We start from the raw sequence: 25504 nt of genomic DNA on the forward strand, positions 1-25504 counted from the left end.
ATCAGCCCCGATCCGTCAGAGACTCTTGGCCATGCGCGGGTCGAGCGCATCGCGAAGGCCGTCGCCGAGGAGATTCACGGCGAGCACGGTGACGGACAGGAACGCCGCCGGGAAGAACACAATGTAGGGTTTGACCTGCCACAGCGCGCGGCCCTCGGCCATGATGTTGCCCCAGGACGGAATGGTCGGCGGCGTGCCGGCTCCGATGAAGGACAGGATCGCCTCCGTGATCATGGCGCTGGCGCAGATATAGGTCGCCTGCACCAGCATCGGCGCGACCGTGTTGGGCAGGATGTGGCGCAGGATGATCATCGGCGTGCGGGTGCCGCAGGCCACGGCGGCATCCACATAGGGCTGCTCGCGCAGCGACAGCACGACGCTGCGCACGAGGCGCGAGACGCGCGGGATCTCCGCGACGGTGATGGCGAGGATGACGTTGCCGACGCTGCCGCGCGTCAAGGCCATCAGCGCGATCGCCAGCAGGATCGGCGGGATCGACATCAACCCGTCCATGAAGCGCATCAGGATGCCGTCGGCCCAGCGGATGAAGCCGGAGACCATGCCGATGGCAAGGCCTGCCGCGGATGCGAAGATCGCGACCGACAGGCCCACCGTAAGCGAGACCCGCGCGCCATAGAGCACGCGCGAATAGATGTCGCGGCCGAGCACGTCGGTGCCGAACCAGAAATCCGCCGACGGCGCCCGCGTGCGCTTGGCAGGTGCCAGCGCGGTCGGATCGACCGTTCCGAGATAAGGCGCAAAGATCGCGATCAGGACCAACGCCAGCAACAGCGCGCCGCCGATCGCGACGGTGGGGTGGCCGCGCATCAGGCCGACGAAGCCGCGCCGGATCCTGACCGGCCGGAGGATCTCCGGCAGCTCCGGCGCAAGCACGAGGCCTGCGGGAAGCGATTGCGGGTTGACGGTGGTGTCGGTCAATAGCGGATCCTCGGGTCAACGAGCGTGTAAATGACGTCGATCATCAGGTTGACGAGGACGTAGACGAAGCTGAACAGCAGCACGATGCCCTGGATGACCGGATAGTCGCGGCGCAGGATCGCGTCGATCGTGAGCCGGCCGAGGCCGGGAATGGCGAACACGCTCTCGGTGACGACGGCGCCGCCGATCAAGAGCGCAATGCCGATCCCGATCACGGTGACGATCGGCACCGCCGCGTTCTTCAGCGCGTGAATGAACAGGATGCCACCCTGCCCCAGGCCCTTCGCCTTGGCGGTGCGGATATAGTCCTGCTGCAACACCTCGAGCATGGCAGCGCGGGTGATGCGCGCGACCAGCGCGATGTAGATGCAGCCGAGCGCGATCGCGGGCAGGATCAAATTCTCCAGCCACGGCAGGAAGCCTTGCGCGAGCGGCGTATAGCCCTGCACCGGCAGCCATTCCAATTCGAGAGCGAAAACGTAGGCGAGCATGTAGCCGACCACGAAGACGGGCAGCGAGAAGCCGAACACCGCAAAGCCCATGATGACGCGGTCGATCAGGCTCCCCGCCTTCCATGCCGCAACGACGCCGAGCGGCACCGCGACCACGATGGTGAGCAGCAGCGTGACCATCATCAGCGACAGTGTCGGCCCGAGACGCTGTCCGATCATCGTGGAGACCGGCAGGTTGGTGAAGATCGAGGTGCCGAGATCGCCGTGCAGGATGCGCCAGACCCAGCTTCCGAACTGGATCAGGAACGGGCGGTCGAGACCGAGACTCTGGCGAATGCGCTCCACATCCTCCGGGCTCGCCTGATCGCCCGCGATCACCACGGCGGGATCACCCGGCGCGATGTAGAGCAGGCTGAACACGAACAGCGCGACGATTGCCATGACCGGCAAGGTCGCGACGATGCGACGGAGAATGTAGGAGAGCATCTGGCTTCAGCGCACGATCAAGCGGACTTCGACACGCCCCAGAAGAACGGCAGCGGCCCCTTGGCGATGCCGGAGACGTTCTTGCGCCATGCCGTGTAGGTCAGGAAGAACCCGGTCGGCGCGTAGACGACGTCCTCGATCGCGGCCTTGTTGACCCGCCCGATCGCGGCCTTCTCCTCGTCGATGCTCTTGGCGTCGAACCAACCCGTGATCTCCTTCTCGGTATTCGGGCTGTTGGGCCAGCCGAACCACGCCTTGTCGCCGTTGGCGCGGATGGCGGTGTAGGCGGCGGGCGTGATGCAATCGGCGCCGGCATGCCAGCTGTGGAACATGTTCCAGCCGCCCTGCCCGGGCGGCGTCTTCTGCGCGCGGCGAGAGCCGACCGTGCCCCAATCGGTGGCGACGAAGTCGACATTCATGCCGAGCCGTTTCAGGAGATCCGCGGTGACGTCGCCCTGCGCCTTCGTGATCGGCTGATCCTGCGCGACGAGGCAGGTCACCGGCTGGCCGGAATAGCCGCTCTCGGCGAGCAGCTTCTTGGCCGCGTCGAAGTCGCGCTTGCCCTTGAGGATATCGCCGCCCAGCTCGTTGTAGACAGGCGTATCAGGCGTGAAGAAGCCGGGCAGCGGCTTCCACAGCGCGGTGTCGTCGCCGACGATCGCGCGCATATAGTCTTCCTGGCTCAGTGCCATCAGCACCGCGCGCCGCGCCCGCACGTCGTTGAACGGCGCGAACAGATGGTTCATGCGGAACGAGCCGATATTGCCGAGGGGATCACCGATGTCGACGCTGATGTTCTTGTTCTTCTTCAGCACCGGCACGAGGTCGGCGATCGGGTTCTCCCACCAATCGACCTCACCGTTCTGCAGGGCGGCGGCCGCGGTCGCCGGATCAGGCATCACGATCCATTCCACGCGATCGACCATGATCTGCTTGCCGCCGGCCAGCCACGATGCCTTCTCCTGCCGCGGGACGTAATCGGCGAATTTCTCGAACACGGCCTTGGCGCCGGGGACCCATTCGCCCTTGGCGAACTTCATCGGGCCCGAGCCGACATATTCGGTGATCTGCTTGAAGGGGTCGGTCTTGGCGATGCGCTCGGGCATGATGAACGAGCACGGCGCGTTGTTCTTGGCCAGCGCGTAGAGCATTTTCGGGAAGGGCTGCTTCAGGACCCATTTGAAGGTGCGGTCGTCGACGGCGGTCAGTTCCTGCTGGATCGCGATGATCATCAGGCCCATCGGATCGCGCGCAGCCCAGCGCGACAGGCTCGCGACGACGTCCTTGGCCAGCACCGGCTCGCCGTCATGGAACTTGAGACCGGAACGCAGCTTGAACGTCCAGGTCTTGCCGTCGTCGGTGGTATCCTCGGACTCCACCATCTGGCGCTGCGGCTGAAGCTGCGCATCGATGCCGTAAAGCGTATCCCAGACCAGCGCGGCCGCATTGCGCACCACATATTGCGTGCCCCAGATCGGATCGAAATTGGCAAGGTTGGCCTGCGGCACGAAGCGCAGGGTACGTGCGGATGCGCCCTGCGCGATGGCCGGTGCCGAGAGGCCGGTCAATGCCAGACCGCCCGCGCCGGCCAGTCCCTTCAATACGGTCCTGCGATCCATGAAGTCCTCCCGTTATTGCCGTGATGCCGGCCATCGTTGGCCAAGAGCAGTGAAACCAGAGCTCATTGGCTTGCAAATGGTATGCCACTAAACGCGCCTTCACCAGCGCGATCTCACTGTCATTTTCGTGAGCTTGACTTCGAGAGCCGGCGACAGCGTCGGCTGGCGAAACGGCTATTGCTCTCGACAATTCCTGATGGCAGCATTGTGCGATGCATTAATCAGGTTGTCGTGGACGCGGGCGGCACAATCGAATGAAACGACGCCAATTCATGTCGCTCGTCGGTGGGGTGGCGTTGTCACCGCTGGCCGGAATGCCCGTAGCCGCGGAGCCCGCCAGTTGCGGCATCCCTGCCCCGCAAGCCGATGGTTGGCCAACCGCGTCCGGCACTGAGGACGGCCTCGTCGATACAGCGGCGCTGTGCAGGATGACCGACCGGCTCGCGGCGTCCGCCAATGTGCACGCCGTGTTGGTCGCGCGCGGCGGCAAGCTGGTGTTCGAGCGCTATCTGACGGGCTCCGACGAGATCAAAGACCGTCCCATCGCAAACGCCACCTTCGATGCCGATACGCTGCACGACATGAAATCGGTGTCCAAGAGCGTGGCGTGCCTCGCGCTCGGGATCGCGATCGATCGCGGGCTGATCGCGAGCGTCGACGAACCGATCTTCAGCTTCTTTCCTGAATTGTCCGACCTGCGTTCGCCCGAGAAGGACCGCATCCGGCTGTCGCACGCGCTCACCATGTCGCTGGGCCTGAAATGGGTGGAGGCTACGCCGAGCACGGGCAACGACAATAATGACGAGGCGCGCATGCACATGGCCGCCGACCCCTGTCGCTATGTGCTCGGTCTTCCCGCGGTGACGCCGGCCGGACAAGATTTCTTTTACAACACCGGCGCACTCACGCTGGTCTCGGCCATCATCCGAAAGGCCGTCGGAAAGCCGCTCGACGAATTCGCGCGCGAGGTGCTGTTCGAGCCGCTCGGCATCACCCGCTTCGAGTGGACGCGCGTGAAGGGCGATACCAATGCCGGAGGAGGATTGCGCCTGCGCCCGCGCGACATGGTCAAAATCGGTCAGCTCGTGCTCGCGGGCGGCCGCTGGAACGATCGTCAAATCGTGTCGAAGGCATGGATCGACGCTTCGACACGACCGCGGCTGGAAGCCACGGGTCCCTATTTCTACGGCTATCTGTGGTGGCTCGGCCGATCCCTCCACGGCGGACGCGAAATCCATTGGGACGCCGCGCTCGGTCGCGGCGGGCAGTCCATCCGCATCGTTCCGGAGCTCGACCTCGTGGTGGCCGTGACCGCGGGCTATTATCAGGACTACAGCCCGCGCGCGTTTCAGCTGCAGTCCGGCGTTTTCAAGGAGGTCTTGCGGGCCATTCCGGTGGCGGGCTGACTCAACGCGACAGAAGCAGGCGCCGCCAGCCGATGACAATTCCCGTGACGGAGAACACAAGACCGAACCCGCAAAGTGCGACGATCAATATCTCGCGCAAGAGAGGATGCGCGAGCAGGGTCGGAAAATCCAACGTGTGCAGCGCGCCATACGCCCAGCGATAGGCGCGACGCGAAGCATCAAGCCTCTGCAGCACAGTGCCGTCGGCGCCATCGATATCGAACCAGACCTCGCCGCAATGCGACCGGTAGACCGGCGCGCCCGGGACGGTAGACCGCGCGGGATAGTCGTCATTGCCCGCGAGAACGCTGGGAATGCCGCAATTTGCAGCAAGGCGGGTCGTCAAGCCGCCAACCTCTTGCGCGCTCAAAAATCCGGCTTGTCCCGCACCGGACGCATCTTCTGTCCTCACCAGCGCCTGCGCATCCAGCGCGAGCCGATCGCGGCGGTAGGCTTTGCCGGCGAAGGCGAACCATTCGGCCTCCCGGGCCGAGGACGGCAACGGTTTGCGGTCAAGCGATGATGCGGCCGCCCAGACTGGCACGGCATTCACGGTATTGCCTTCAGGGCCCGTCAGCTGTCCGCGCGAGAACAGCCGGCCGTGATCCATCGAGAGCCAGCCGCTGAAGATCCAGCTGAGCACGAACAGCGTCGCCGCAAGGCCGAGGATGTGATGCAGCCCGTGCCAGCCGCGATAAGGCGTCGCAAGGCGGCCGCTCCGCATCCTGATCCGCACGAGGCCGAGCACTGCGCCCAGCACGGCCGCGATCAGGGCCAGCAGCGACAGCGTCCAGACCACGCCGTCCCACAGCGCCCAATCGCTCCGCAGGAGCGTTGGATAGATCCAGTGCAGGACGCTGCCGACGAGATTCCAGCCGCGCTCGCTTCGCGTCGTATCCAGCACGACCTCGCCGGTGCGCGACGAGACGTAGACTTCCGTTCCGGCCGTGTCGCCGAGCGCCACCCGAAACACGGGCCGGTGACGGTCGAAGCCGTTCGGGACGCTCCACTGGTCGTAGGCCGCATGGGCAACGAGAGCGGCATGCGCGACATCGAGCCCGCGTTGACGCGCATGCGCAACCGCGATGGCGAGCGCGAGATCGGCCGACCGCACCGATGCATCCTGCCCGTCGGTCGCGCGAACCGCGCGCAGCTGCGCGGCCCTCGACACGACGTAGACCGGCCCATCGCTCCGTAGGATCAAGCGCACGCGCGTGGCATCGGGGATGCCGCTCGCGGCCACGGCATCGGCAATAGCGACGCGCAGCTCGCCCGGATTCACCGGCGCAAGCCCGGCAACCCGCTCCGCTTCCGTCAGCGACGGAAACGGAACGAAGTGCATGACGATGCCGGTCGCGAACCACATCGCGAACAGCAGGCAGAACGCGACCCCGAGCCAGCGGTGCAGCAGGACGATCGCGCCCATCATGCGGTCAGCGTCCTACCATTTGAACGCCGCCGAGATCTCGTAGGTGCGCGGCGCGCCCAAGAGGATCTGATCGGGATAGAACGGATCGCCCCAGATCGCGTAGCGCTTGTCGGTGATGTTGCGGACGCGGAAGGTCAGGCGGGCCTGGTCGACCGCGCCAAACACCGTCTTGGGGATGTCGACGAAGGCATAGACGTCGGCGACGGTGTAGGCCTTCATCGTCACCGTGTTGGCGTCGGTGTTGTAGCGATCGCCGACATGGCGGCCGGTGATGCCGAGTTCGACCGGCCATGGCGTGAAGAACCGATACGACGCACCGGCATTGGCAACGATGCGCGGCACGTTCGGCGGCGCGTTGCCGGAGAACGAGCCGCCGACGAAATTGTAGTCGGCATAGCGCGCATCGACATAGGCGATGTTGCCCCACAGCCGCAGCGGCTCGATCGGCCGCACCGAGGCGGCAAGCTCGACACCCTTTGATTCCTGCCGTCCGGCAATATTGAGCGCCTGCCCGCCGGCGGCGGCATAGACGTTCTTGCGCTGGATATCATAGGCCGAGAACGACCATTCCGCCCGGTTGTCCCAGAACAGGTGCTTGACGCCGGTCTCGTAGGTGCGCGACGTCGTGAGGTCCAGCGGCTGGGTCGGCAGCAACAGGAAGATGTTGTTGGCGGACACGTCGGCGCCGGTCGCGTACTGGCTGAAGAAGGTCAGGCCGGGCACGGCCTCCCAGGTGTAGCCGATGCGTCCCGTCACCGGTGCCCAGTCCTTGGAGTACGGGAAGCCCGCGTTCGCGAGCCCCGCAGCGTCCGTCGAATTGCGATCGAGCCCGATATGCTCGACACGCAGGCCGCCGATCAGCGCAAAGGTCCGCGTCAGCTTCAGCCGGTCCTCGAACGAGAGTGCCTCGTTGTCGATGCGCGCGGTCTGCTGCTTGGTCGTGAGCAGGCCGTAGAATCCGCGGTTGGGATCGACAAGAGAAACCGAATCCCCGGGGAAGTTCGCCGCACCCGGCCGGACGAAATCGAGATAGCTCGACGACAGCGTCGTGACCATACGGTTGTCGAACCCTGCAATGTTCGCATCCCAGATCAGGTCGGTGATGTTGCCGACGAGGCGCTGGCTGTGCGCGACGTAGAAGCGCTCGCGATCGACCAGATTCGTGCCGGAGTTGAACGCCTCGATCTCGTTGTTGAACCAGCTGCGCTCGGCGCCATAACCATAGGCCTGGCTCTTCAAGGTCAGGTCGGGCGCGAGCTTCAGCTCGAAACCGCCGCGCAGCCAGACTTCCTGCGCCACGTTGCGGTTGTCGAGGACGTTGTAATTGGTGTTGAAGGTGCGGTCGTCGATCGTAACCGCGCCGAGATTGGTCTTGTTGTAGTTCGAGACGTAATTGCCCGAGACGATGCCGCTCGTCGCGTGCGAGCCGCTGAAGGCGACCGGCACCAGCGGCGCGCCCCAATAGGCCTTGCCGCGATCCTCGCGATACTCGATCGCGCCCCAGACCTTGAGGCTGTCGGAGATGCGGTAGTTGAGCTGGCCGGAGACGTCGAGCGTCCTGGTGTTGGTGTCGTCGACGAAGCCGTTGAGCGAGGAGCGGCTGACGTCGAAGCGGTAGTCGAGACCTTGGACGTTGGTGCTGCCGCCCGAGCCGTAATGGGCACGGAACGAGTTCAGGGAGTCGTACGAGAAGTCCGCCTCGTTGCGGATCGGCCCCGTGTGCGGCTGCTTCGTGACGAAGTTGATCGCGCCGCCGGCCGCGCCCTCGCCCGAGATCAGCGAGGCCGGACCTTTCAGGAATTCCACGGCCTCCAGATTGGCCGTGTCCATGATCCGCGACGTCATGTTCTGCGGGCCGATCTTGATGCCGTTGTAGAGCGTGTTGATCTGGCTGTTGGTGAAGCCGCGCATCGAGAAGCCCGCCGGCTCTCCTGGCGCGTCGCCGGAGGTGACGCCGACCGCGCCCTGCGCCACCTCGGACACGGTGCGATAGCCCTGCTCGCGCATGGTCTCGGCCGAGATCACCTCGACGGTCGCCGGCGTCTCGCGCACCGTGAGGCCAAGGCGCGAGGCGCTTTCGGCGACCGCATTGGAGTTGAGCGGCGTCGCCGCTTGCACTTGCGACGATGTGCCCGGCACGGCAGGTCTCGGCGCGGCCGCGGCAGTTGCGGATCTGCGCGACGACGCGCGACGTGTGCTCTGCCCGTCCCGCCCGGCAGGCTTCGCCTGCTTGCGGGACTGGGCGGGCGACACCTCGATCGGCGGCAGCGGCTCGCGCGATTGCTGCGCCAGCGCGGCCGGCATATCAGCCGCAGCCAGCGTAAGGGCAGCGGAGGCGAGCAGGAAGCCGCGCGGTCGTACGATCTGAATGGAAGACACGATTCTGGACCTCGGTATGACGTCAGTGGCACGTCACAGCGAACGAGGTCTCACCACGGGCTTGTCAGCCCTCCGATGAAGCCGAATGTCTGTACTCCCCGACCGACATCTTCGCGTGTGACCACGGCTGACGGCAGGTCTCCTGGCTCGCGGGTCATCACCGCTTCGTCGCCTTCCCGGGACCGAGCGCCCAGTGGCTTCTGACGAAGGATTATCCGCTCACAGTTGCGGGGGCAGCCACGGCATTGGGGACAACGTCCCCGCACCGCATTCCCTTTTCATCCCCTCTCGGGGAAACCGTCGCGAGCATCTAGGATTACCATCACGACAGAGTCAATGTATCCCATGCGGCGTTATTGCCACAGCGGCCAACTTCCTATGGAGAGATGAGCATGGAAGGCGAGACCTTCCTCTGGTTGATCCGGCACGCGCCAGTCGCGGGCGTCGCAGGCACCATCCACGCCTCCGACGCACCGGCCGATCTCAGCGATCACGCGCAGCTGGATGCGTTGCGGCGGCGCCTGCCCCGGAATGCCGCCAGCTATGCCAGCCCGTCGCGGCGCACGGTCGAGACGGCGTGCGCGCTCGGCCTCGACCCGGAGCTGGTCGGCGAATTCCGCGAGCAGGATTTCGGCGACTGGACCGGCCATCGGCACGACGCGCTCGCCGCAACCGGCGGCGAGGCCTATGCGCAGTTCTGGAACGATCCGGCCGGCGGACGGCCGCCGGGCGGCGAAAGCTTTGCGGACCAGGTCGTGCGCGTCCGGGTCGGTCTGTCGCGGATCGAAGCCGGATCGGCCACGCCGGTCGTGCATTCCGGCACCATCCGCGCAATCCTCTGCATCGCGCTGGACCTCACGCCGCAGGCCGCCTTGCGCTTCGTGATCGATCCGCTGTCGCTGACGCGGGTCGACCGGCTTGCGAGCGGCTGGCGCGTCGTTTCCGTCAACCAGCGGATCAGCTAGGCCGATCCGGCACATTGGCCTGCGCGAAGGTCGCCATGCCGTTGTGAAGCGCGCAGGCCAACCGCACCAGCGGCAGCGCGATGGCGGCCCCCGATCCCTCGCCGAGCCTGAGATCGAGGCTGATCAGCGGCTGCACGTTCAACGCGCGCAGGACGAGCCGATGTCCCTGCTCCGCCGACTGGTGCGAAGGCAGCAGGAAGGGCTGGCACGACGGGTTCAGCCGCACCGCCGCAAGCGCGGCGACCGACACGATGAAGCCGTCGATCAGCACGGGGATGCGGCGCTGCGCAGCCGCAATGATTGCGCCGCAAATCGCCGCGATCTCGAGGCCGCCGACGGCGCACAGGATTTTGTCCGGCGACGCGCCACCGACGCCATGCCGCGCAATCGCGGCATCGATCACGCGGGCCTTGTGCGCGCGGCCGGCCGCATCGACGCCGGTGCCGCTGCCGGCGATCTCCTCGGCGCTGATGCCGAGCAGGCTCGCCGCGATCGCCGCCGACGTCGTGGTGTTGCCGATCCCCATCTCGCCGAAGATCAAGAGATCCGGCTTGCCCGCCTCTGCGCGAACGACCGCGCGCTGGCCGGCCTCGAAGGCGAAGGCCAGCTCCGCGGGAGTGAGCGCGGCCTCCACGCTGAAATCGCGCGTGCCATGGCGCGGCTTGTCGGTGATGACGCCAGCCATCGCCTCATTTGCCAGCGTGCCGGCGTCGACGACATCAAGGCTGGAGCCGAGCTCGCGCGCCAGCACCGAGATCGCGGCCCCGCCCGCGGCGAAATTCGCCATCATCGCGATGGTCACGGCTTGCGGATAGGCCGACACACCCTGCGCGACGATGCCGTGATCGCCAGCGAAAACGATGATCGGCACGCGCGCCGCGCGCGGCTGCCCGGTCGCCTGCAGGCCGGCGAGCTCGATCGCGAGCTGCTCGAGCCGGCCGAGCGCGCCGGTCGGCTTCGTCAGCTGCGCCTGACGCGAGATTGCCGCGTCGCGATGGGCAGCGGAGATCTCGGGGCATTTCCGGGTGACCCATTCGGGGAGCATGCTGCCTCGCTTAACGCCTGCGCTTGAGAATGTAGCTGTCCATGATCCAGCCGTGCCGCGCGCGCGCCTGTTGCCGCGCCGCGACGATGTGCGGACCGATCTCGGCGAGCGCGCCGGACAGGATGATCTGGTCTTCCATGCCGAGATAGGCGCCCCAATAGATGTGGAGCCCGGCCGGATCGAGCGACTCGAACGCCGTGCCGCCGTCGAGCATCACGACAATCGTATCGACGCCTTGCGGCCAACCGCCCTCGCGCAAGCGGCGCCCCGTCGTGACCAGAAAGGGCTCGCCGATGTCGTTGAGCGGCAGTGCATGCGCCGCGCACAGCGCCTGGATCGAGGTGATGCCCGGCACGACATCAATCTTCGGTAAGGGATCGAGGCGCCGCGCGATGCGCAGCGAGGAATCGTAAAGCGAGGGATCGCCCCAGATCAGCAGCGCGACCTTGCCGTCGCCGCCGCGATGATCCGCGATCGCTTTCGACCAGGTTGCGGCGACCGCGTCGTGCCAGTCGTCCACGCCCTTACGGTAGTCGGCTTCGCCTGCGTCACGCACCGGAAGATCGAACTCGGCGACGGCTGTCTTGTCGCGGGTCAGCGCATCCGCGCAGATCGTGCGCCTGAGATCGGCGAGATCGGACTTCGCCGTTCCCTTGCGCGGGATCAGGATGAGATCGGCGGCGTTGATGGCCTCAACGGCGGCGCGCGTGAGCTGGCCGGGATCGCCGCAACCGATGCCGATCAGGGAAAGCGTGAGCATCGCGGGCGTGGGGGCGGCCATGACGGCCGCCCCTTGTCTCTTCAGGCCGCGTTATGCAGGCGCGGCGTGACGAAGCCGGGCGCGGTGACGCCGCGCAGCGACTTCGCCAGCGCCAGTACCGCGAGATCAGCCAGCGGCTCGATCACGATGACCAGCGCGTAGGACGCCGCGAAGGTCGCGATGTTCGCGAGGTTCGTCATGGCGAAGCCGGAACCATAGAGCGCCCAGAATGCCACCCAGGCAATCACGCCGGCCTGATAGGTCGTCGAAAGCGCCAGCGCCTGGCGATACTTCAGATCGACATAAGCCGTGTTGCGCGAGATGATCCGCGAGGCGATCGCCTGGATCGCGAACAGCGGCACCAGCAGCGTCGTGACGTTCATGCCGTATTGCGGGATGTCGGCCGGCTCGAAGAACACGCCCTGGAAGAAGAGGCCGAGCGCGAGGCCGAAGGCGGCGGGGGCAGCCCCGAACAGCAGGAACAAGGTCGAGCCGAGGATGAAGTGCACCTCGGAGACGCCGACCGGGAAGTGCGGCAGGATCTCGAAGAAGGTGAAGACGAGGACGGTGGTGGCGAGCGTCCGCGCCGCGAACGACACGACGCCCTGCTCGCGCACCGTCTCGGCTGCGAGCTTCAAGGCAACGCCGCCTGCGGCGATGCCGGTTGCGTAACTCAACACGAGCTTGGCGCCCGTCACGATGCCGGGTTCGATATGCATGGCTCAGATCCTTCCTGCCGTCACACCCGACGGCCTTGGCCTCAAAACGTGCAGGGCCGGTCTCCTGGCTCGCGGTTCACTGGGACTTTCGGCCTTCCCGAGCCTTGCGGCCCAGTGGCTGATCGAAGTCCCTCACCGCTTACAGTCGCGGGGGCGGCTGGGGTTTTGGGCGCCGCAACTGGGTCCGCCCACCCCCATTCCCGATTATGCTCCGGCGCTTTGCGCCGTGGTGAGCACCATGCCTCTCCTGTGTGCCCCTTTCGCTGAGCCGGCGTCAAGGGCCGAGGCGCGGCGGAGGCGGTCATGACCGATAATCCCCTGCCAGCGCGCCGAACAGGATCACGGCCGCGGTCGAGGGAGCGCCGCCGCGGGCAAGCTGCTCGGCAAGCTCGGCGATGGTGGTGCGAACCAGCCGCTCGTCGGAACGGCCGAGGGATTCGGCGACCAGCGCCGGGGTATCTGCGGCGAGTCCATGCGTGATCAATTTTGCGGCAAGGGCGGGAAAGGTGCGCCGGCCCATATAGACCACGGTCGTCGCTTCAGGATCGGCCAGCGCCGCCCAGTTCAGGTTCGGCGGCAGCTCGCCGGTGACATCGGCCCCGGTGATGAACTGCACCCGGCGCGAAGTGTGACGCCGGGTCAGGGGAATGCCCGCCTGGGCCGCTGCGGCGCAAGCGGAGGTGACGCCGGGAACGATCTCATAGCCGATGCCGGCCTCGCGCAGCGTCTCGATCTCCTCCTCGAGCCGGCCGAAGATACCGGCATCGCCGGACTTGAGCCGCACCACGCGCACCCCCGTTGCGGCGTAGTCGACCAGCAGGCGGTTGACGTGATGCTGCTTGGTCGAGGGGCGCCCTGCGCGCTTCCCCACGGCGACGAGATTGGCATCGGGCCGGGCCAGATCGAGGATCGCACCCGAGGCCAGATCGTCATAGAGCACGACGTCGGCCTCGCGCAGCCGCGCGGCGCCCTTGAGCGTGAGCAGCTCGGGGTCGCCGGGCCCGGCGGAGATGAAGGAAACGAATCCGCTCACCGGTCCTCCGCGATCAGGTGAAAGAACGTGCCGCTGACGTGGCCGCGCCTTGAGCCGGTCTCGGCGATGACGGCGCCCGTTGCATCATGCACGACGGCCAGCGGCGTGTCAGGCTGGGCAAGAATGGTCGAATAGTGAAACTCGTGGCCGCGCAGCCGCGCGCCGGGGCGATGGCCCGGCATGGGCGCGGCGAGCGTTGCGAGGCGATAACCCAGATGCATGCGGCGTTTGGCAAAGCTGGTCTCCAGGCCAAGCAGGCCCGTCATCTCGTGGCGGATACCGTCCGCGTCGGTCAACGCGGTTCCCAGCACCATATAGCCCCCACATTCGCCGTGCACGGGCCGCGTGTCGGCGAAGGCGCGCAAGGAGCTGCGAAACCGGGCATTGGACGCGATCCTGCCGGCATGAAGCTCGGGATAGCCGCCGGGCAGCCAGCACACATCGGCGCTCGCATCCGGCGCTTCGTCGGCCAGCGGCGAGAACGGCAAGATCTCCGCGCCTGCCGCGCGCCAGGCCTCCAGCATGTGCGGATAAACGAAGGAGAATGCGGCATCGCGCGCAAGCGCAATGCGCTGGCCCGGCGGCACCAATTTCGGTCCGCTCGCCGCCGGCTGCGGCGACCAGCTGGCCGCGGATCGCAGCACCGCTTCGAGATCGACATGCTCGGCGACGAACCGCGCGGCTTCGTCGATCAGCTGTCCGATCTCCGCCTGCTCCTCGGCCTGGACGAGGCCGAGGTGCCGCTTCGGCAGGCTGATCTCGGCATGGCGCGGCAGCGCGCCGAACACGGCAATGCCGGCGTCGACAAGCGCGCGCCGCACCAGGTCCTCATGGCGCGGGCTAGCGACGCGATTGAGCACGACGCCCGCAAGGCGCACACCGGCGCGATAATCGCGCAGGCCTGCGGCGATTGCGGCTGCAGTCTGCGCCTGCCCGGAAGGATCGATCACCAGCACCACCGGCCAGCCCAGCATCTCCGCGATATCGGCGGTGGCACCGGTGCCGCAGACGCCGCGCGCGGCGACGCCGTCGAACAGGCCCATCGATCCCTCGGCGAGCACGAGATCGGCATCCGCACCGCGGCTGACGAGGTTTTCGATCGTGGCGCGATCCATCGCCCAACTATCGACGTTGACGGAGGCGCGGCCCGTGGCGGCGGCGTGGAAGGCGGGATCGATATAATCTGGTCCGCTCTTGAAGCACTGCACGTGCAGGCCGCGATGGCGCCAGGCACGCGCGAGCGCCAGCGTCAGCGTGGTCTTGCCGACGCCGGAGGCCGGTGCGGAGATGACGAGGCCTGCCGCCATCACGACGCCTCCGGAAAGCGCGGCGCGGCGCCGACCGGCCGATAGCGACGGTCGTAGTCGACCGCATAGAGGCGGCTCTCGTCGAAATCCGCAGCGCCAAGCGTCCTGCCGACCAGGATCAGCGCGGTGCGTTCCATCTCGGCGCCCACGGCCGCATCGAGCGTTGCCAGCGTCGCGCGCACGATGCGCTGGTCCGGCCAGCTCGCGCGCCAGACGATCGCGACCGGGCAATCTGCGCCATAATGCGGCATGAGCTCGGCGACGACCTGGTCGAGCAGATGGATCGAGAGGTGGATCGCAAGCACCGCGCCGGTCGCGGCGAAGGCGGCGAGCCTCTCCCCCTCGGGCATTGCACTGGCACGGCCGGGTGTGCGCGTCAGCACTACCGTTTGCGCAAGCCCCGGCAGCGTCAACTCGGCCTCCAGCGCAGCTGCGGCGGCAGAGAAGGACGGCACGCCAGGTGTGACCGTGTAGGGAATGCCGAGCGCGCGCAGGCGACGAAGCTGCTCGCCCATCGCCGACCAGATCGAGAGATCGCCGGAATGCAGCCGTGCGACGTCCTTGCCGTCGGCATGCGCCGCGGCGATCTCCGCGATGATCTCGTCGAGCGACAACGGTGCGGTGTTGACGACCCGCGCATCCGGCGGGCAATGCGCCAGCACGCCCTCGGGCACGAGCGAACCCGCATAGAGACAGACCGGACACGCCGCGATCAGGTCGCGGCCGCGCAGCGTCAGCAAATCGGGTGCGCCCGGCCCTGCGCCGATGAAATGCACCGTCATGCGCCGTCTCCTTCCGCGATCGCGGCCGTCGCCGTGCGATCCTGCGAGACCACGCGCGTCGCAATCAGCTTGGCCCGAGGGCCGGCCGCAGCAAGCGCCGCGGCTTCGGCAACAGATCCCGTGCCGAACTTTTCCGCGATGCGCTCCGATCGCGTGGGCGTGTCGATGCCGGCCAATGTCGCGGCTGGAATCGCCCTGATCGGCAGTCCGCACTCTCGCGCGAGCTGCTTCAGCGGTTCGGAATCGGCCTTGTCGCTGGCGGTCGCCATCGCGGCGAGCCCATCGGAACCGCCTGCCGCCACCAGCGCCTCACGCAGCGAAGCCAGCGTAACATCCCTTCTGAATCCGAGCCCGGCGACCTTCATCGCACCACGCTCCACTGCACCACCGGCCGCGCCGCCTCCCAGGAGCGGTATCGGCCGAGCGGAGCGGCGTGTGCGATCTCAACCCGCATCAGCTCGCCGCCGTGGCGCTGCTGCAGCTCGCCGAGCAGCGCTTCCGTTTCCAGCGTCACCGAATGCGCGACGAGCCGCGTCCCGGGTGTGAGCCGCGACCAGACGGCATCGAACAGCGCGCCATCGAGGCCGCCGCCGATGAAAACAGCGTCGGGCGCATCCAGCGCAGCGAGCGCCTCGGGCGCTGTCCCCGTGATGACGGTGACGCGGTGTGCCAGCCCGAACGCCGCGGCATTCTTGCGGATATTCGCGGTGCGATCCTCGCGCGCTTCGACTGCGTTCGCCAGTCCTCCGCACAGCGCCCACTCGATCGAGATCGAACCCGATCCGGCACCGATGTCCCACAGCCGTTCGCCCGGCCGCGGCGCCAGCGCCGACAGCGCCAGCGCGCGCACCGGCCGCTTGGTGATCTGGCCGTCATGAACGAACAGATCATCCGGCAGTCCGGAACTGCGGGGAAGGCCCTGCCCGCCTCTCGCCAGCAACGCCACCGCGATCAGCTTCTCATCGAGATCATCTGCAAAGAGATCGGCGCGATGCTGCTCGACAACTTCACGCGGACCGCCGAGGGCAGCGAGAGTCCACAGCAGCGAAGCGCCCCATCCGCGCGCCGTTAGCCATCTCGCAAGATCGCCCACCGCCCTTGAATCGCGCATCAGACAGATGATGCGCGCATCGTTCGCCAGGTGCGGCACCAGACGCTCGAACGGCGCGGCGTGGAGCCCGAGGCACGCGACCGATTCCAGACGCCAGCCGAGCCGCCCGGCAGCGAGCGAGAACGTCGAGGGGCCCGGATAGGTGATCCATTCGTCACCACCGAGCTTCTCGGCAAGGCTTGCTCCCGCGCCGTGCCAAAACGGGTCGCCGGAAGCGAGCACCACTGTCGGCCGGTTACGGCAGCTCAGCACGACGTTCGCGTCGAACGGCACCGGCCAGACGCGGCCGCGCCCGGTCACGCCGGCAAGCGCGAGATGGCGTTCGCCGCCGAACACGGTTTCGGCATCATTGAGCGCCTTTCGGCTTGCCTCGGACAGCCCGGCAAGGCCATCTTCGCCGATACCGATGATGGTCAGCCAGGGATCAACCATACGCGCCCTCATTCTGGGCGGAACCGCCGACGCGAGCGAGCTTGCTGCGGCCATCGCGCGCGCGCGCATCGACGCCGTCTACTCCTATGGCGGCCGCACGCGCGCGCCGGCCGACCAACCGCTGCCGACCCGCATCGGCGGCTTCGGCGGCGTGAGCGGGCTGGCCGACTATATCCGTAGCGAAAGCATCACCCACGTGATCGACGCGACGCATCCGTTCGCCGCCGAGATGAGCCGCAATGCGGTCGAGGCGTGCGCGCAAACCGATACGCCGCTGATTGCGTTGGAACGCGCGCCCTGGACGAACGCGCCCGGCGATCGCTGGACCGAAATTCCCGACGTCACCGCCGCGGTCGCAGCCCTGCCCGAGGCCCCGGCAAAGATATTCCTCGCCATCGGCCGCCAGCACATCGCGCCCTTCGCGGCGAAGCCGCAGCACGCCTACACGCTGCGCTTCGTCGATCCGCCCGAGGCGCCGCTGCCCTTCGCTGCTGATGTCATCGTGTCGCGCGGACCGTTCACGCTTGACGGCGAGCTGGAAATGCTGCGCAGCCGCGGCATCGCGTGGATCGTCGCCCGCAATTCCGGCGGCGACGGCGCGCGCGCCAAGATCGACGCCGCCCGCAAGCTCGACCTGCCCGTGATCATGATCTCGCGACCGGCGCTGCCCGAACGCCAGCGGGTCGAGAGCGTCTCTGAGGTGATGCAGTGGATCGGTCATTCGACCCGCCTCGGTGCATAGACCCAGCGGCCGACGCGGCGCGTCTGCGAATTGCCGACGATGACAAGCGTGCGCATATCAGCCATCTCGGGCGTCGCATCGTTCAGCGCAACGACCTCAATTCTCTCGTCGGCAGCGCTGATCGCGCGCGCGAAGATCACGAGACGCTCGCCGCAGCCTGCGTCCTTCAGCACCGCAAGCGCGCGGCCAAACCCCTCCGGCCGGCTTGCAGAGCGCGGATTGTACATCGCAATCGAGAAGTCGGCGTCCGCGGCAAGGCGCAGGCGCTTCTCGATCACCGTCCACGGCTTGAGATTGTCGGAGAGGTTGATCGCGCAAAAATCATGGCCCAGCGGCGCGCCGGTGCGCGCGGCGGCCGCCAGCATCGCAGTGATGCCGGGCAGCACACGGATCGGCAACGCCTGATATTGCGGCGCCTGCTCCAGCGCCTCGAACACGGCGGAGGCCATCGCGAACACGCCGGGATCGCCGGAGGACACGATGACGACCTGGCCGCCCTCGGCCGCAAGCCGCAGGGCTTCGCTCGCGCGCTGCAACTCCTCGCGGTTATCCGACGGGTGCAGGTTGAGCCCCGATCGCGGCGGCACGCGCGCGACGTAAGGCGCGTAGCCCAGAACGTCTGTCGCAGAAGCGAGCGCGGCTGTGACCTCGGGCGTCACCAGAGCATCGCTGCCCGGCCCGAGGCCCGCGATGGTCAGCGTGCCCGTCATTCGGCGGCGTCCAGATGCCGGCCTTTGCCGTGCACCAGCACGATCGCAAAGTAGGGACAGTCGGCGGCATCGACCTCCGCCAGCCGCACCACGCGCTCGCCGGGCATGGTGCCGCGCTCGACCAGCCAGGCATCGTCCAACCGCCCGGCGGAGCGAAGCGCGCGGCGCACCTTTGCGAGATTGCGACCGGTCTTCATGACGACGAGCGCATCGGAATCGCGCATGTGCCGCTCCAGCTCGTCCTCGGCCAGCGTGCCCATCAGCACGGTCGTCACGTCATCGCCAAGCGCAATCGGCTGTCCGACGCCGTTCCAGCAGCCGACCATGCCGGGAATGCCGGCGATCACCTCGATCTCGACACGGCCTTGCAGGCGCGTGTGCAGATGCATGAAGGAACCGTAGAAGTATGGATCGCCCTCGCAGAGCACGACGACGTCGACCGCGCGCGACAACCGCGCCAGGCGCTCGGCCCATTCGTCATAGAAGCCGGCAAGCAGTTGCACATATTCGTCGCTGTCGAAGGCGATCTCCGTCGTAACCGGATATTCCATGGGATATTCGGTGACGTCAGCGGCCAACATGCCCTCGACGATGCGCCGCGCCTGGCCCGGCCTGCCTTTCTTGCGGAAGTAGGCAACGTGCTTCGCAGCCCGCACCGTGCGGTCGGAGCGCACGCTCATCAGGTCAGGATCGCCGGGGCCGAGACCGCAGCAGATGATGCGTCCCATCGCTATTCGCTCCGGCTCGCCAGCGCGTTCACGGCGGCAACCGTGATCGCGGAGCCGCCGAGGCGGCCTTCCACGGTCAGTGCCGGCACGGGAGGATCAGCCATCAGCGCCGCCTTGGATTCAGCCGCACCGACGAAGCCGACCGGGCAGCCGATGATCGCCGCCGGCCGCGGACAGCCTGGGTCCTCCAGCATATTGAGCAGATGGAACAGCGCCGTCGGCGCATTGCCGATCGCAACGATCGCACCGCCAAGATGTGGCCGCCACAGTTCGAGCGCCGCGGCCGAGCGGGTGTTGCGCATGGACTGCGCGAGCGCGGGCACACTCTCGTCGCCGAGCGTGCAGATGACGGCATTGGCCGCGGGAAGCCTTGGGCGCGTAATCCCTTCCGAGACCATGCGCGCGTCGCACAGGATCGGCGCGCCTCGTTGCAGAGCGGCGCGCGCGGCCGTCGCCATGCCGGACGTGAATCGGATATGCGCCTCCAGGCCGACCATGCCGGCGGCATGGATCATCCGCACCACCACCTGCTCCTCGTCAGGCGTGAAGCGGGCGAGATCGGCTTCGGCCCGGATGGTGGCGAAGGATTGCCGGTAGATCGCCGCGCCATCGGTCTCGTAGGTGTGCGGCATCAGTTCCCTCCCACGAGGATGGAGGGATCGCTGACGATGTCGGCACCGTTCAGGCCGCGCAGGGACGGCTCGTCGCGCGTCGAGCCGTCGCGGACGAGATCGAAGCCGGCGCGCGTCGCAACCAGCGTGACTGCGGCCGTGCCGGAATGGGCGCAGCCCTTGCCGCAGCCGGAGACGTGTAGGCGTGCATCCGCGGCGATGCGCGGCGCGAGTGCCGCGGCCAGCGCGCGCGTATCGGCATGGGCTTCGCGGCAGCGCGGCGCGCCGCTGCAGGCGATGACGCGCAGCGCCGGATCGAAGGGCTCGGTGATGAGGCCCGCCCCGCTCGGCATCTCGCGCTTGCCCTCGCTCAGCACCATCCGCCACGGCGTCATGCGCAGCGCATGCCCGCAGGCCGCGAATTGATGCAGCGTCGTGTGCAGCATCTGCCCGAACGCCACGCCGACCATCGCGCCTTGCGGATACTGCCCGGGCCGCGAGGCGGCCATCACGGGCGCAGGCTCGGTCTCGCCCCGCAGCGATGCAGGCAACGCCGCGCCGGACGCCATGTGGGCGGCCATGCGCCCTCGCCCGCCCCTCGCGCCGCCGGAAACCAGGAACCAGCTTGCGAGCGCCAGCGCCGTGCTCACGGCCTCGCCGCGCGCGACGGAGCGGCCGAGCGTCGCGCCGTCGGCGCGCACCAGGAGACGGCCGGAGCGATCGCGCTCGATGCGGATGTCGGCGGAGTTTCCGGCAAGCACCCGCGAACGTCCGTCATCGATGGCGAAGCCGAACTTTGTGGGAAGCGCGAGGCCGCACTCGGCGAGCGCCTCCTCCAGCCCGGCGGCGAGCGACTGCGTTTCGTCGCCGCCGCTCCAGAACGGCATCACCAGAATGTTGCGCCTGGCCTCGACGTCGGCGTCGGGGTCGAGCAGTTGGAGCCGTGCAAGCCCGTCGAGCAGCGGCCGATGGCTTTGCTCGCGGACGCCGCGGATCTGGAGATTGGCGCGGCTCGTCACGTCGATCAGGCCATTGCCGTGTTGCCCGGCGAGCTCGGCAAGCCCGGTGATTTGGGAGGCTTCGAGCCGTCCACCGAACGGGCGCACGCGCACCACCAGACCGTCGCCCGACTGCATCGGGCGCAGCGCGCCGGGACACCAGCCCTTGACCGAAGCCGCACTCATGAGGCCTCCCGCAACGCCGCGGCGATCGAATTGCGGCGCGTCTGCCACAGTGCCGCATCATGCAGGCGCGCAAAACAGGTTTCCATCGCGGCGAGCGCCGACGGATTTTCACGCGCCATGAAGGCGCGGACATCGTCATTGCCGAGCGTCGCGTCGTAATAGAGATCGAACAGATGCGGCGGCACGGCGCCGGCAAGATGCGCGAAGGCCGCCATGTGCTCCAGCGTCGCGGTGATCTCGGCGGCGCCGCGAAAACCGTGCCGCATCATGCCGGCGATCCAGGCCGGGTTGGTCGCGCGTGCGCGGACGACACGAGAAATCTCTTCGGTCAGCGTGCGTGCGTTCGGCTGCTCCGGGCGCGTCGTATCGAAGTGATAGAGCGCAGGCGCCGCGGCGCCGAGATGCGCTGCAGCCGCCGCAACGCCGGCTTCATGCGCGGCATAATCGGCAGCGAGCAGCAGGTCGGTTTCCGGCAGGTCCTGGACGTGGACAAAGCCGTCGGCGGCCGCGAGGCGCTGCTCGATGCCGGCGCGATCGGGCCTGATCTCGCCATCGGCCGCGAACGCCCAGGACGACGCGGACAGCCAGGCTTCGCCCGCGGCATCGCGCGTTTCCGGCGTGAAAGCATCGGGAATCGCCGAGAGGCCGACACCATATTGTCCGGGACGCGGCGCGAACACGCGCGAGGTGCGATGACGATAGGGATTCTCCTCGCCCTCGTCGTCGCGCGACGCGAGCGCCTCGGACGCTGCCTCGAACAATTGCGCAAGGCCGGAGAAGACGTCGCGGAACAGGCCCGACACCCGCAGCGTGACGTCGATGCGGGGGCGACCGAGCTCGGCCGGCGCGACGATGTCGTAGCCGGTGACGCGGCCGGAGGCGTGATCCCAGCGCGGCGCGAGGCCGGCCAGATGCAGCGCCATGGCGAACTCTTCACCGGCGGTGCGCATCGTCGCCGAGCCCCAGAGGTCGACCACGAGGCCTTTCGGCCAGTCACCGTGATCCTGCAGGTGGCGGCGCAGCAGCTCTTCGGCGAGTTTGATCCCTTGCGCATGCGCCGACGGCGTCGGCACCGCGCGCGGATCGACGGCAAAGAGATTGCGCCCCGTCGGCAGCACGTCCTGACGGCCGCGATAGGGCGAGCCGGATGGGCCCGGCGCAACGCGCCGGCCGGCAAGCGCGGCACGCAGCGCATCGCGCTCGGCGTCGCCGCAGGCGCCGCGGCCGAACACGTGCAGGCCGTCGCCGAACTGGCTTTCCTTGAGATCGCAGACGAAGCGATCGATCCGCGGGATGGCTTCGGCGGGCGCGGCCGCGGCGTCGAGGCCGAGATCGTCCTCAAGGCCCGCCGCGCGCGCCTCGTCGCGGATCGCCGCGATCAGCCGCTGGCGGCGCGCGGGATCGAGACCGTCGGCGGTCGAATATTCGTCGAGCAGGCGTTCGAGCCGGCGCAGGCCTTCCGGCACCGCGGATGTCTCCAGCGGCGGCGGCAGATGGCCGATTGTGACGGCACCGATGCGGCGCTTGGCCTGCGCGGCCTCGCCGGGATCGTTGACGATGAAGGGATAGATGACGGGGAGATCGCCGATCAGCGCTTCCGGCCAGCACGCAGACGACAGCGCGACGGATTTGCCGGGCAGCCATTCCAGCGTGCCATGCGCGCCCATGTGCACGACGGCATCGATCCCCTGCTCGCGGAGCCAGAGATGGAACGCGACATAGGCGTGGCGCGGCGTGCGAGCGAGATCGTGATAGTCGCCATCGCGCGTGGCCGCATCGCCGCGCTCCGGCTGGACCGCGATGATCGACCGACCGCACGTGATGGCCGCAAAATGAAATGCACCGTCGCGGCAGCCCGGATCGGTCTCCGGCGCGCCCCAGGCTTGCGCGAGATCATCCTGCAGAGATCGCGGCAGGCGTGCGAGCGCGGCGCGATATTCGGCAACGCTCCAGGTCAAGCTCTGCTTCAGCAGCGTCTCGCCGAGCGCATGGACAGGCGCAATTTCGAAGCCGGCCTGCCCGAGATCGGACACCAGCGCCTCGACCGACGCCAGCGCATCGAGACCGACCGCATGCGCGATCTGGTGTGGGCGCCCCGGATAGTTCGAGAGCACGATCGCCAGCCGCTTCTCGGCAACGGGCGTCTCCGCAAGGCGCCGCCAGGCCGCGACACGCGCGGCGACGGCTTTCACACGCTCCTCATCCGGCCGGTGCGCCAGATGCGAGAACTGCAGATCGCGGTCGCGCATCGCAGCCGACTTGAAGCTCACCACGCCGGTGAAGACGCGGCCATCGACCTCGGGCAGCACCACATGCATGGCGAGGTCGCCGGGCGACAGGCCGCGCAGGGAGTCCGCCCAGTCCTCGCGCCGCGCTGTGGAGAGCGCAACCTGGAACACCGGGCACGAGGCGACATCGAACGGCGTGGTGCCCTCGTCGCCCAGGGCGGAAAACGCCGTCGCGTTGACGATCGCGGCCGTCGGATTTTGCGCAAGATGCGCGCCCAGCCAACCGGCGACGCCTGGCGCCTTCAGCGAGGTGACGAAGGCGCCACAGGCGTCAAAACCCTTCTCGCGCAGCGCTACGATCAGCGCATCGACCGGGCCCGTGTCCGCGGCGGTGAGATAGGAGCGATAGAACGTCACCAGCGCGCGCGGCTTCCCCTCGCCGGCTGCCGGCGCGGCAATGACGCCGCGCGCGGGATCGTAAAATCCCATCTCGGGCACGGTCATCTCGCCGATGACAGGCCCGGCATAGAGACCCGAGGCCAGCGCGAGCTGCGCGATCGCCGCTTGCGCCGCGACCGGGCCGCCGGTGTCGCAGAGCACCTTGAGCCTCCGCAGCGTCGAGACCGGCAAGGTCGAATACGCATCGAGCCTGATGTCGTCGCGGCCATCGGCCGGCAGCACGGCGAGGACGATGCCGCGGTCCTTCGCGAGCTGCTGCAAGGCCGCGAGGCCGTAGGGCCAATAGGACTCACCGCCGATCAGGCGCACCAGAATGCCGCGCGCCTGCGACAGCGTGCGCTCGACATACGTGTCGACCGACAGCGGATGACGCAGCTCGGCGAGATTGGCGAGCCGCAGCGACGGCAAGCTCGCGCGCCCCCGCCGCCAGCCCGCCGCAAACGCCGCCAAGTCGGAATCCGAGTACGAGAGCACCACGAGATCGGCCGGATCCTGGCCGATGTCCCTTGGCGTCGCGGTCTCCTCGAGACCGCGGCTCTCGCGGAAGACGACGTGCATCAGACTCCCAATCCCGCCTTGATCGCAGCCTCGTCGATATCGGCGTGCTCGCCGATCACGACGAGCTTTGATTGTCGGTTGCCGGCGCCCCAGGGCTTGTCGAACTGGTGGCGCACGCGCTCGCCAACCGCCTGCAGCAGGAGGCGCATCGGCTTGCCCGCCACCGCGATGTAGCCCTTGACGCGCAGCACGTTCTGCTCGCGCGCGAGCTTCTGGACCGATGCGACTAGCGCATCGACGTCGGTCACCTCAGGAAGATCGATCACGACAGAATTGAAATCATCATGCTCGTGCTCCTCCTCACCGTCATGATGCGAGGGACGCGCGGCGAGATCGTTCTCGGCGGCAGCGCCGAGGCCGAGGATGACGCGCGCATCGATCGCGCCGTCGGTGACGGACAGCATCGGCACGCGGCGCGGCATCTCGGCGGTGATCGCGGCCCTGGCGGCTTCGATGCCCGCGGCACCGGCAAGATCGGCCTTGGTCAGCAGCACGATGTCGGCGCAGGCGATCTGGTCTTCGAACACCTCCGACAGCGGCGTCTCGTGATCGAGATTCTCGTCCGCCGCGCGCTGCGCTTCGACCGCGTCCGGATCCGGCGCGAAGCGGCCGGCGGCGACCGCCTCGGCATCCGCCAGCGCGATCACGCCGTCGACCGTGATGCGCGAGCGGATCTCCGGCCAGTCGAACGCCTTCAGCAGCGGTTTTGGCAGCGCCAGCCCGGAGGTCTCGATCAGGATGTGATCGGGCCGCACGGGGCGCGCCAGCAATTTCTCCATGGTCGGAATGAAATCGTCGGCGACGGTGCAGCAGATGCAGCCATTGGCGAGCTCGACGATGTTCTCTTCCGGGCAATTGGCATCGGCGCAGGATTTCAGGATCTGGCCGTCGACGCCCTCGCTGCCAAACTCGTTGACGAGCACGGCGAGTTTCTTGCCGTTGGGATTGGCGAGCAGATGCTGGATCAGCGTCGTCTTGCCGGAGCCGAGGAAGCCAGTCACCACCGTGACCGGAACTTTTGCGAGCGAGTTCATTCGGCAGCCTCCGGCAACACGGCAATGGGGGGAATGCGCGCAAGCGATTGCTTGCGGAAGATTTCAGGGCGGCTGCGCCAGGGCACGAGTCCGTCAGGTGCGGCCGCATAGGCGGCGGCGCCCGCGACCACGTCCTGCGCGTGCGCATCCGACAGCCGGCCATAGACATAGGACCAGCGGCCGGGTGCACTGAGCGCGACCGAGCAGCCCTGGCTGCAGGCCGAGAGGCATTCCACGGGAACCACATTGACACCCTCGGGCACGCCGGCCTTGAGGATCGCGCCGTGCAGGCGCTTGCCGGGCGTGGTCTCGCCCTCGCCGAGCGTCTGGCCGGCACGGCAGGTGATGCAGACATGAAGTGTGACGGTCATCGCCTCTTCCAGATA

Annotated in this window: 23 protein-coding genes and 2 riboswitches; of the genes, 3 read left to right on the forward strand and 20 right to left on the reverse strand. The window is 67.7% G+C overall.

Annotated elements, in window-relative coordinates; translation table 11 throughout:
• Positions 1 to 15: 15 nt before the first annotated feature.
• The 3 genes from CO669_RS08170 to CO669_RS08180 are packed head-to-tail and all read right to left on the reverse strand — an operon-like array spanning position 16 to position 3496.
• On the reverse strand, positions 16 to 939 hold the full coding sequence (locus CO669_RS08170; RefSeq protein ID WP_097659267.1) for an ABC transporter permease: 924 nt from the start codon (positions 937 to 939) through the stop codon (positions 16 to 18).
• Positions 936 to 1877, reverse strand: a complete 942-nt coding sequence (locus tag CO669_RS08175) for an ABC transporter permease (RefSeq protein WP_097659268.1) — start codon at positions 1875 to 1877, stop codon at positions 936 to 938. Before CO669_RS08175 ends, CO669_RS08170 begins: the two co-directional genes overlap by 4 nt.
• A gap of 17 nt (positions 1878 to 1894) precedes the next feature.
• Positions 1895 to 3496, reverse strand: a complete 1602-nt coding sequence (locus CO669_RS08180) for an ABC transporter substrate-binding protein (protein WP_097659269.1) — start codon at positions 3494 to 3496, stop codon at positions 1895 to 1897.
• 428 nt (positions 3497 to 3924) lie between these two features.
• On the opposite strand from CO669_RS08180, the gene CO669_RS08185 reads away from it, so the two are divergent.
• Positions 3925 to 4902 carry a serine hydrolase domain-containing protein gene (locus tag CO669_RS08185; RefSeq protein WP_245444232.1) on the forward strand — a complete coding sequence of 326 codons (978 nt, stop codon included), beginning with the start codon at positions 3925 to 3927 and terminating at the stop codon, positions 4900 to 4902.
• A gap of 1 nt (position 4903) precedes the next feature.
• On the opposite strand, the gene CO669_RS08190 is transcribed toward CO669_RS08185, so the two are convergent.
• Both CO669_RS08190 and CO669_RS35915 read right to left on the reverse strand, forming a co-directional pair.
• Positions 4904 to 6331, reverse strand: coding sequence for a PepSY domain-containing protein (locus tag CO669_RS08190; RefSeq protein ID WP_097659271.1), 1428 nt, complete (start codon positions 6329 to 6331; stop codon positions 4904 to 4906).
• Between the two features lie 12 nt (positions 6332 to 6343).
• A complete protein-coding gene (locus CO669_RS35915) occupies positions 6344 to 8710 on the reverse strand; it encodes a TonB-dependent receptor (RefSeq protein WP_198963893.1) in 2367 nt (788 codons plus the stop codon).
• Between the two features lie 115 nt (positions 8711 to 8825).
• A riboswitch (cobalamin riboswitch) is annotated at positions 8826 to 9027 on the reverse strand.
• Between the two features lie 75 nt (positions 9028 to 9102).
• On the opposite strand from CO669_RS35915, the gene CO669_RS08205 reads away from it, so the two are divergent.
• Positions 9103 to 9675 carry a histidine phosphatase family protein gene (locus CO669_RS08205; protein ID WP_097659402.1) on the forward strand — a complete coding sequence of 191 codons (573 nt, stop codon included), beginning with the start codon at positions 9103 to 9105 and terminating at the stop codon, positions 9673 to 9675.
• On the opposite strand, the gene cobT is transcribed toward CO669_RS08205, so the two are convergent.
• From cobT to cbiE, 8 genes are all read right to left on the reverse strand, one after another.
• Positions 9668 to 10720, reverse strand: coding sequence for a nicotinate-nucleotide--dimethylbenzimidazole phosphoribosyltransferase (gene cobT, locus CO669_RS08210; protein ID WP_097659273.1), 1053 nt, complete (start codon positions 10718 to 10720; stop codon positions 9668 to 9670). The genes CO669_RS08205 and cobT overlap by 8 nt on opposite strands.
• A gap of 10 nt (positions 10721 to 10730) precedes the next feature.
• Positions 10731 to 11480: a precorrin-6A synthase (deacetylating) gene (gene cobF / locus CO669_RS08215; protein ID WP_097659274.1), complete on the reverse strand. Its 750-nt coding sequence runs from the start codon at positions 11478 to 11480 to the stop codon at positions 10731 to 10733.
• Between the two features lie 41 nt (positions 11481 to 11521).
• Positions 11522 to 12199 carry an energy-coupling factor ABC transporter permease gene (locus tag CO669_RS08220; RefSeq protein WP_097659275.1) on the reverse strand — a complete coding sequence of 226 codons (678 nt, stop codon included), beginning with the start codon at positions 12197 to 12199 and terminating at the stop codon, positions 11522 to 11524.
• Between the two features lie 37 nt (positions 12200 to 12236).
• Positions 12237 to 12455: riboswitch (cobalamin riboswitch) on the reverse strand.
• 45 nt (positions 12456 to 12500) lie between these two features.
• A complete protein-coding gene (gene cobA, locus CO669_RS08225) occupies positions 12501 to 13232 on the reverse strand; it encodes a uroporphyrinogen-III C-methyltransferase (protein ID WP_097659276.1) in 732 nt (243 codons plus the stop codon).
• A complete protein-coding gene (locus CO669_RS08230) occupies positions 13229 to 14539 on the reverse strand; it encodes a cobyrinic acid a,c-diamide synthase CobB (protein ID WP_097659277.1) in 1311 nt (436 codons plus the stop codon). The genes cobA and CO669_RS08230 overlap by 4 nt, the downstream gene beginning before the upstream one ends.
• On the reverse strand, positions 14539 to 15321 hold the full coding sequence (cobM, locus tag CO669_RS08235; protein ID WP_097659278.1) for a precorrin-4 C(11)-methyltransferase: 783 nt from the start codon (positions 15319 to 15321) through the stop codon (positions 14539 to 14541). The genes CO669_RS08230 and cobM overlap by 1 nt, the downstream gene beginning before the upstream one ends.
• Entirely contained in the window at positions 15318 to 15686 is a 369-nt protein-coding gene (locus CO669_RS08240) for a cobalamin biosynthesis protein (RefSeq protein ID WP_198963894.1), read from the reverse strand. Before CO669_RS08240 ends, cobM begins: the two co-directional genes overlap by 4 nt.
• Positions 15683 to 16864, reverse strand: coding sequence for a precorrin-6y C5,15-methyltransferase (decarboxylating) subunit CbiE (cbiE, locus tag CO669_RS08245; protein ID WP_097659280.1), 1182 nt, complete (start codon positions 16862 to 16864; stop codon positions 15683 to 15685). Before cbiE ends, CO669_RS08240 begins: the two co-directional genes overlap by 4 nt.
• On the opposite strand from cbiE, the gene CO669_RS08250 reads away from it, so the two are divergent.
• The gene (locus CO669_RS08250; protein ID WP_097659403.1) at positions 16842 to 17606 is read left to right on the forward strand and encodes a cobalt-precorrin-6A reductase; all 765 of its coding nucleotides are present in this window, start codon (positions 16842 to 16844) and stop codon (positions 17604 to 17606) included. The two genes, cbiE and CO669_RS08250, sit on opposite strands and share 23 nt — an antisense overlap.
• Here the strand turns inward: CO669_RS08250 and cobJ are convergent.
• From cobJ to CO669_RS08285, 7 genes are read right to left on the reverse strand one after another with little or no spacing between them, the layout of a single operon-like run.
• Positions 17582 to 18316: a precorrin-3B C(17)-methyltransferase gene (gene cobJ / locus CO669_RS08255; protein WP_097659281.1), complete on the reverse strand. Its 735-nt coding sequence runs from the start codon at positions 18314 to 18316 to the stop codon at positions 17582 to 17584. The genes CO669_RS08250 and cobJ overlap by 25 nt on opposite strands.
• Positions 18313 to 19044: a precorrin-2 C(20)-methyltransferase gene (locus tag CO669_RS08260; RefSeq protein ID WP_097659282.1), complete on the reverse strand. Its 732-nt coding sequence runs from the start codon at positions 19042 to 19044 to the stop codon at positions 18313 to 18315. The genes cobJ and CO669_RS08260 overlap by 4 nt, the downstream gene beginning before the upstream one ends.
• A gap of 2 nt (positions 19045 to 19046) precedes the next feature.
• On the reverse strand, positions 19047 to 19676 hold the full coding sequence (locus CO669_RS08265) for a precorrin-8X methylmutase (protein WP_097659283.1): 630 nt from the start codon (positions 19674 to 19676) through the stop codon (positions 19047 to 19049).
• Positions 19676 to 20839, reverse strand: a complete 1164-nt coding sequence (gene cobG, locus CO669_RS08270) for a precorrin-3B synthase (protein WP_097659404.1) — start codon at positions 20837 to 20839, stop codon at positions 19676 to 19678. The genes CO669_RS08265 and cobG overlap by 1 nt, the downstream gene beginning before the upstream one ends.
• Positions 20836 to 24084 carry a cobaltochelatase subunit CobN gene (cobN, locus tag CO669_RS08275; protein ID WP_097659284.1) on the reverse strand — a complete coding sequence of 1083 codons (3249 nt, stop codon included), beginning with the start codon at positions 24082 to 24084 and terminating at the stop codon, positions 20836 to 20838. The genes cobG and cobN overlap by 4 nt, the downstream gene beginning before the upstream one ends.
• Positions 24084 to 25118, reverse strand: a complete 1035-nt coding sequence (gene cobW, locus CO669_RS08280; RefSeq protein WP_097659285.1) for a cobalamin biosynthesis protein CobW — start codon at positions 25116 to 25118, stop codon at positions 24084 to 24086. Before cobW ends, cobN begins: the two co-directional genes overlap by 1 nt.
• The gene (locus CO669_RS08285) at positions 25115 to 25489 is read right to left on the reverse strand and encodes a DUF1636 family protein (RefSeq protein WP_097659286.1); all 375 of its coding nucleotides are present in this window, start codon (positions 25487 to 25489) and stop codon (positions 25115 to 25117) included. The genes cobW and CO669_RS08285 overlap by 4 nt, the downstream gene beginning before the upstream one ends.
• Positions 25490 to 25504: the final 15 nt, after the last annotated feature.

Source organism: Bradyrhizobium sp. Y36 (assembly GCF_002531575.1).
GTDB lineage: Bacteria > Pseudomonadota > Alphaproteobacteria > Rhizobiales > Xanthobacteraceae > Bradyrhizobium.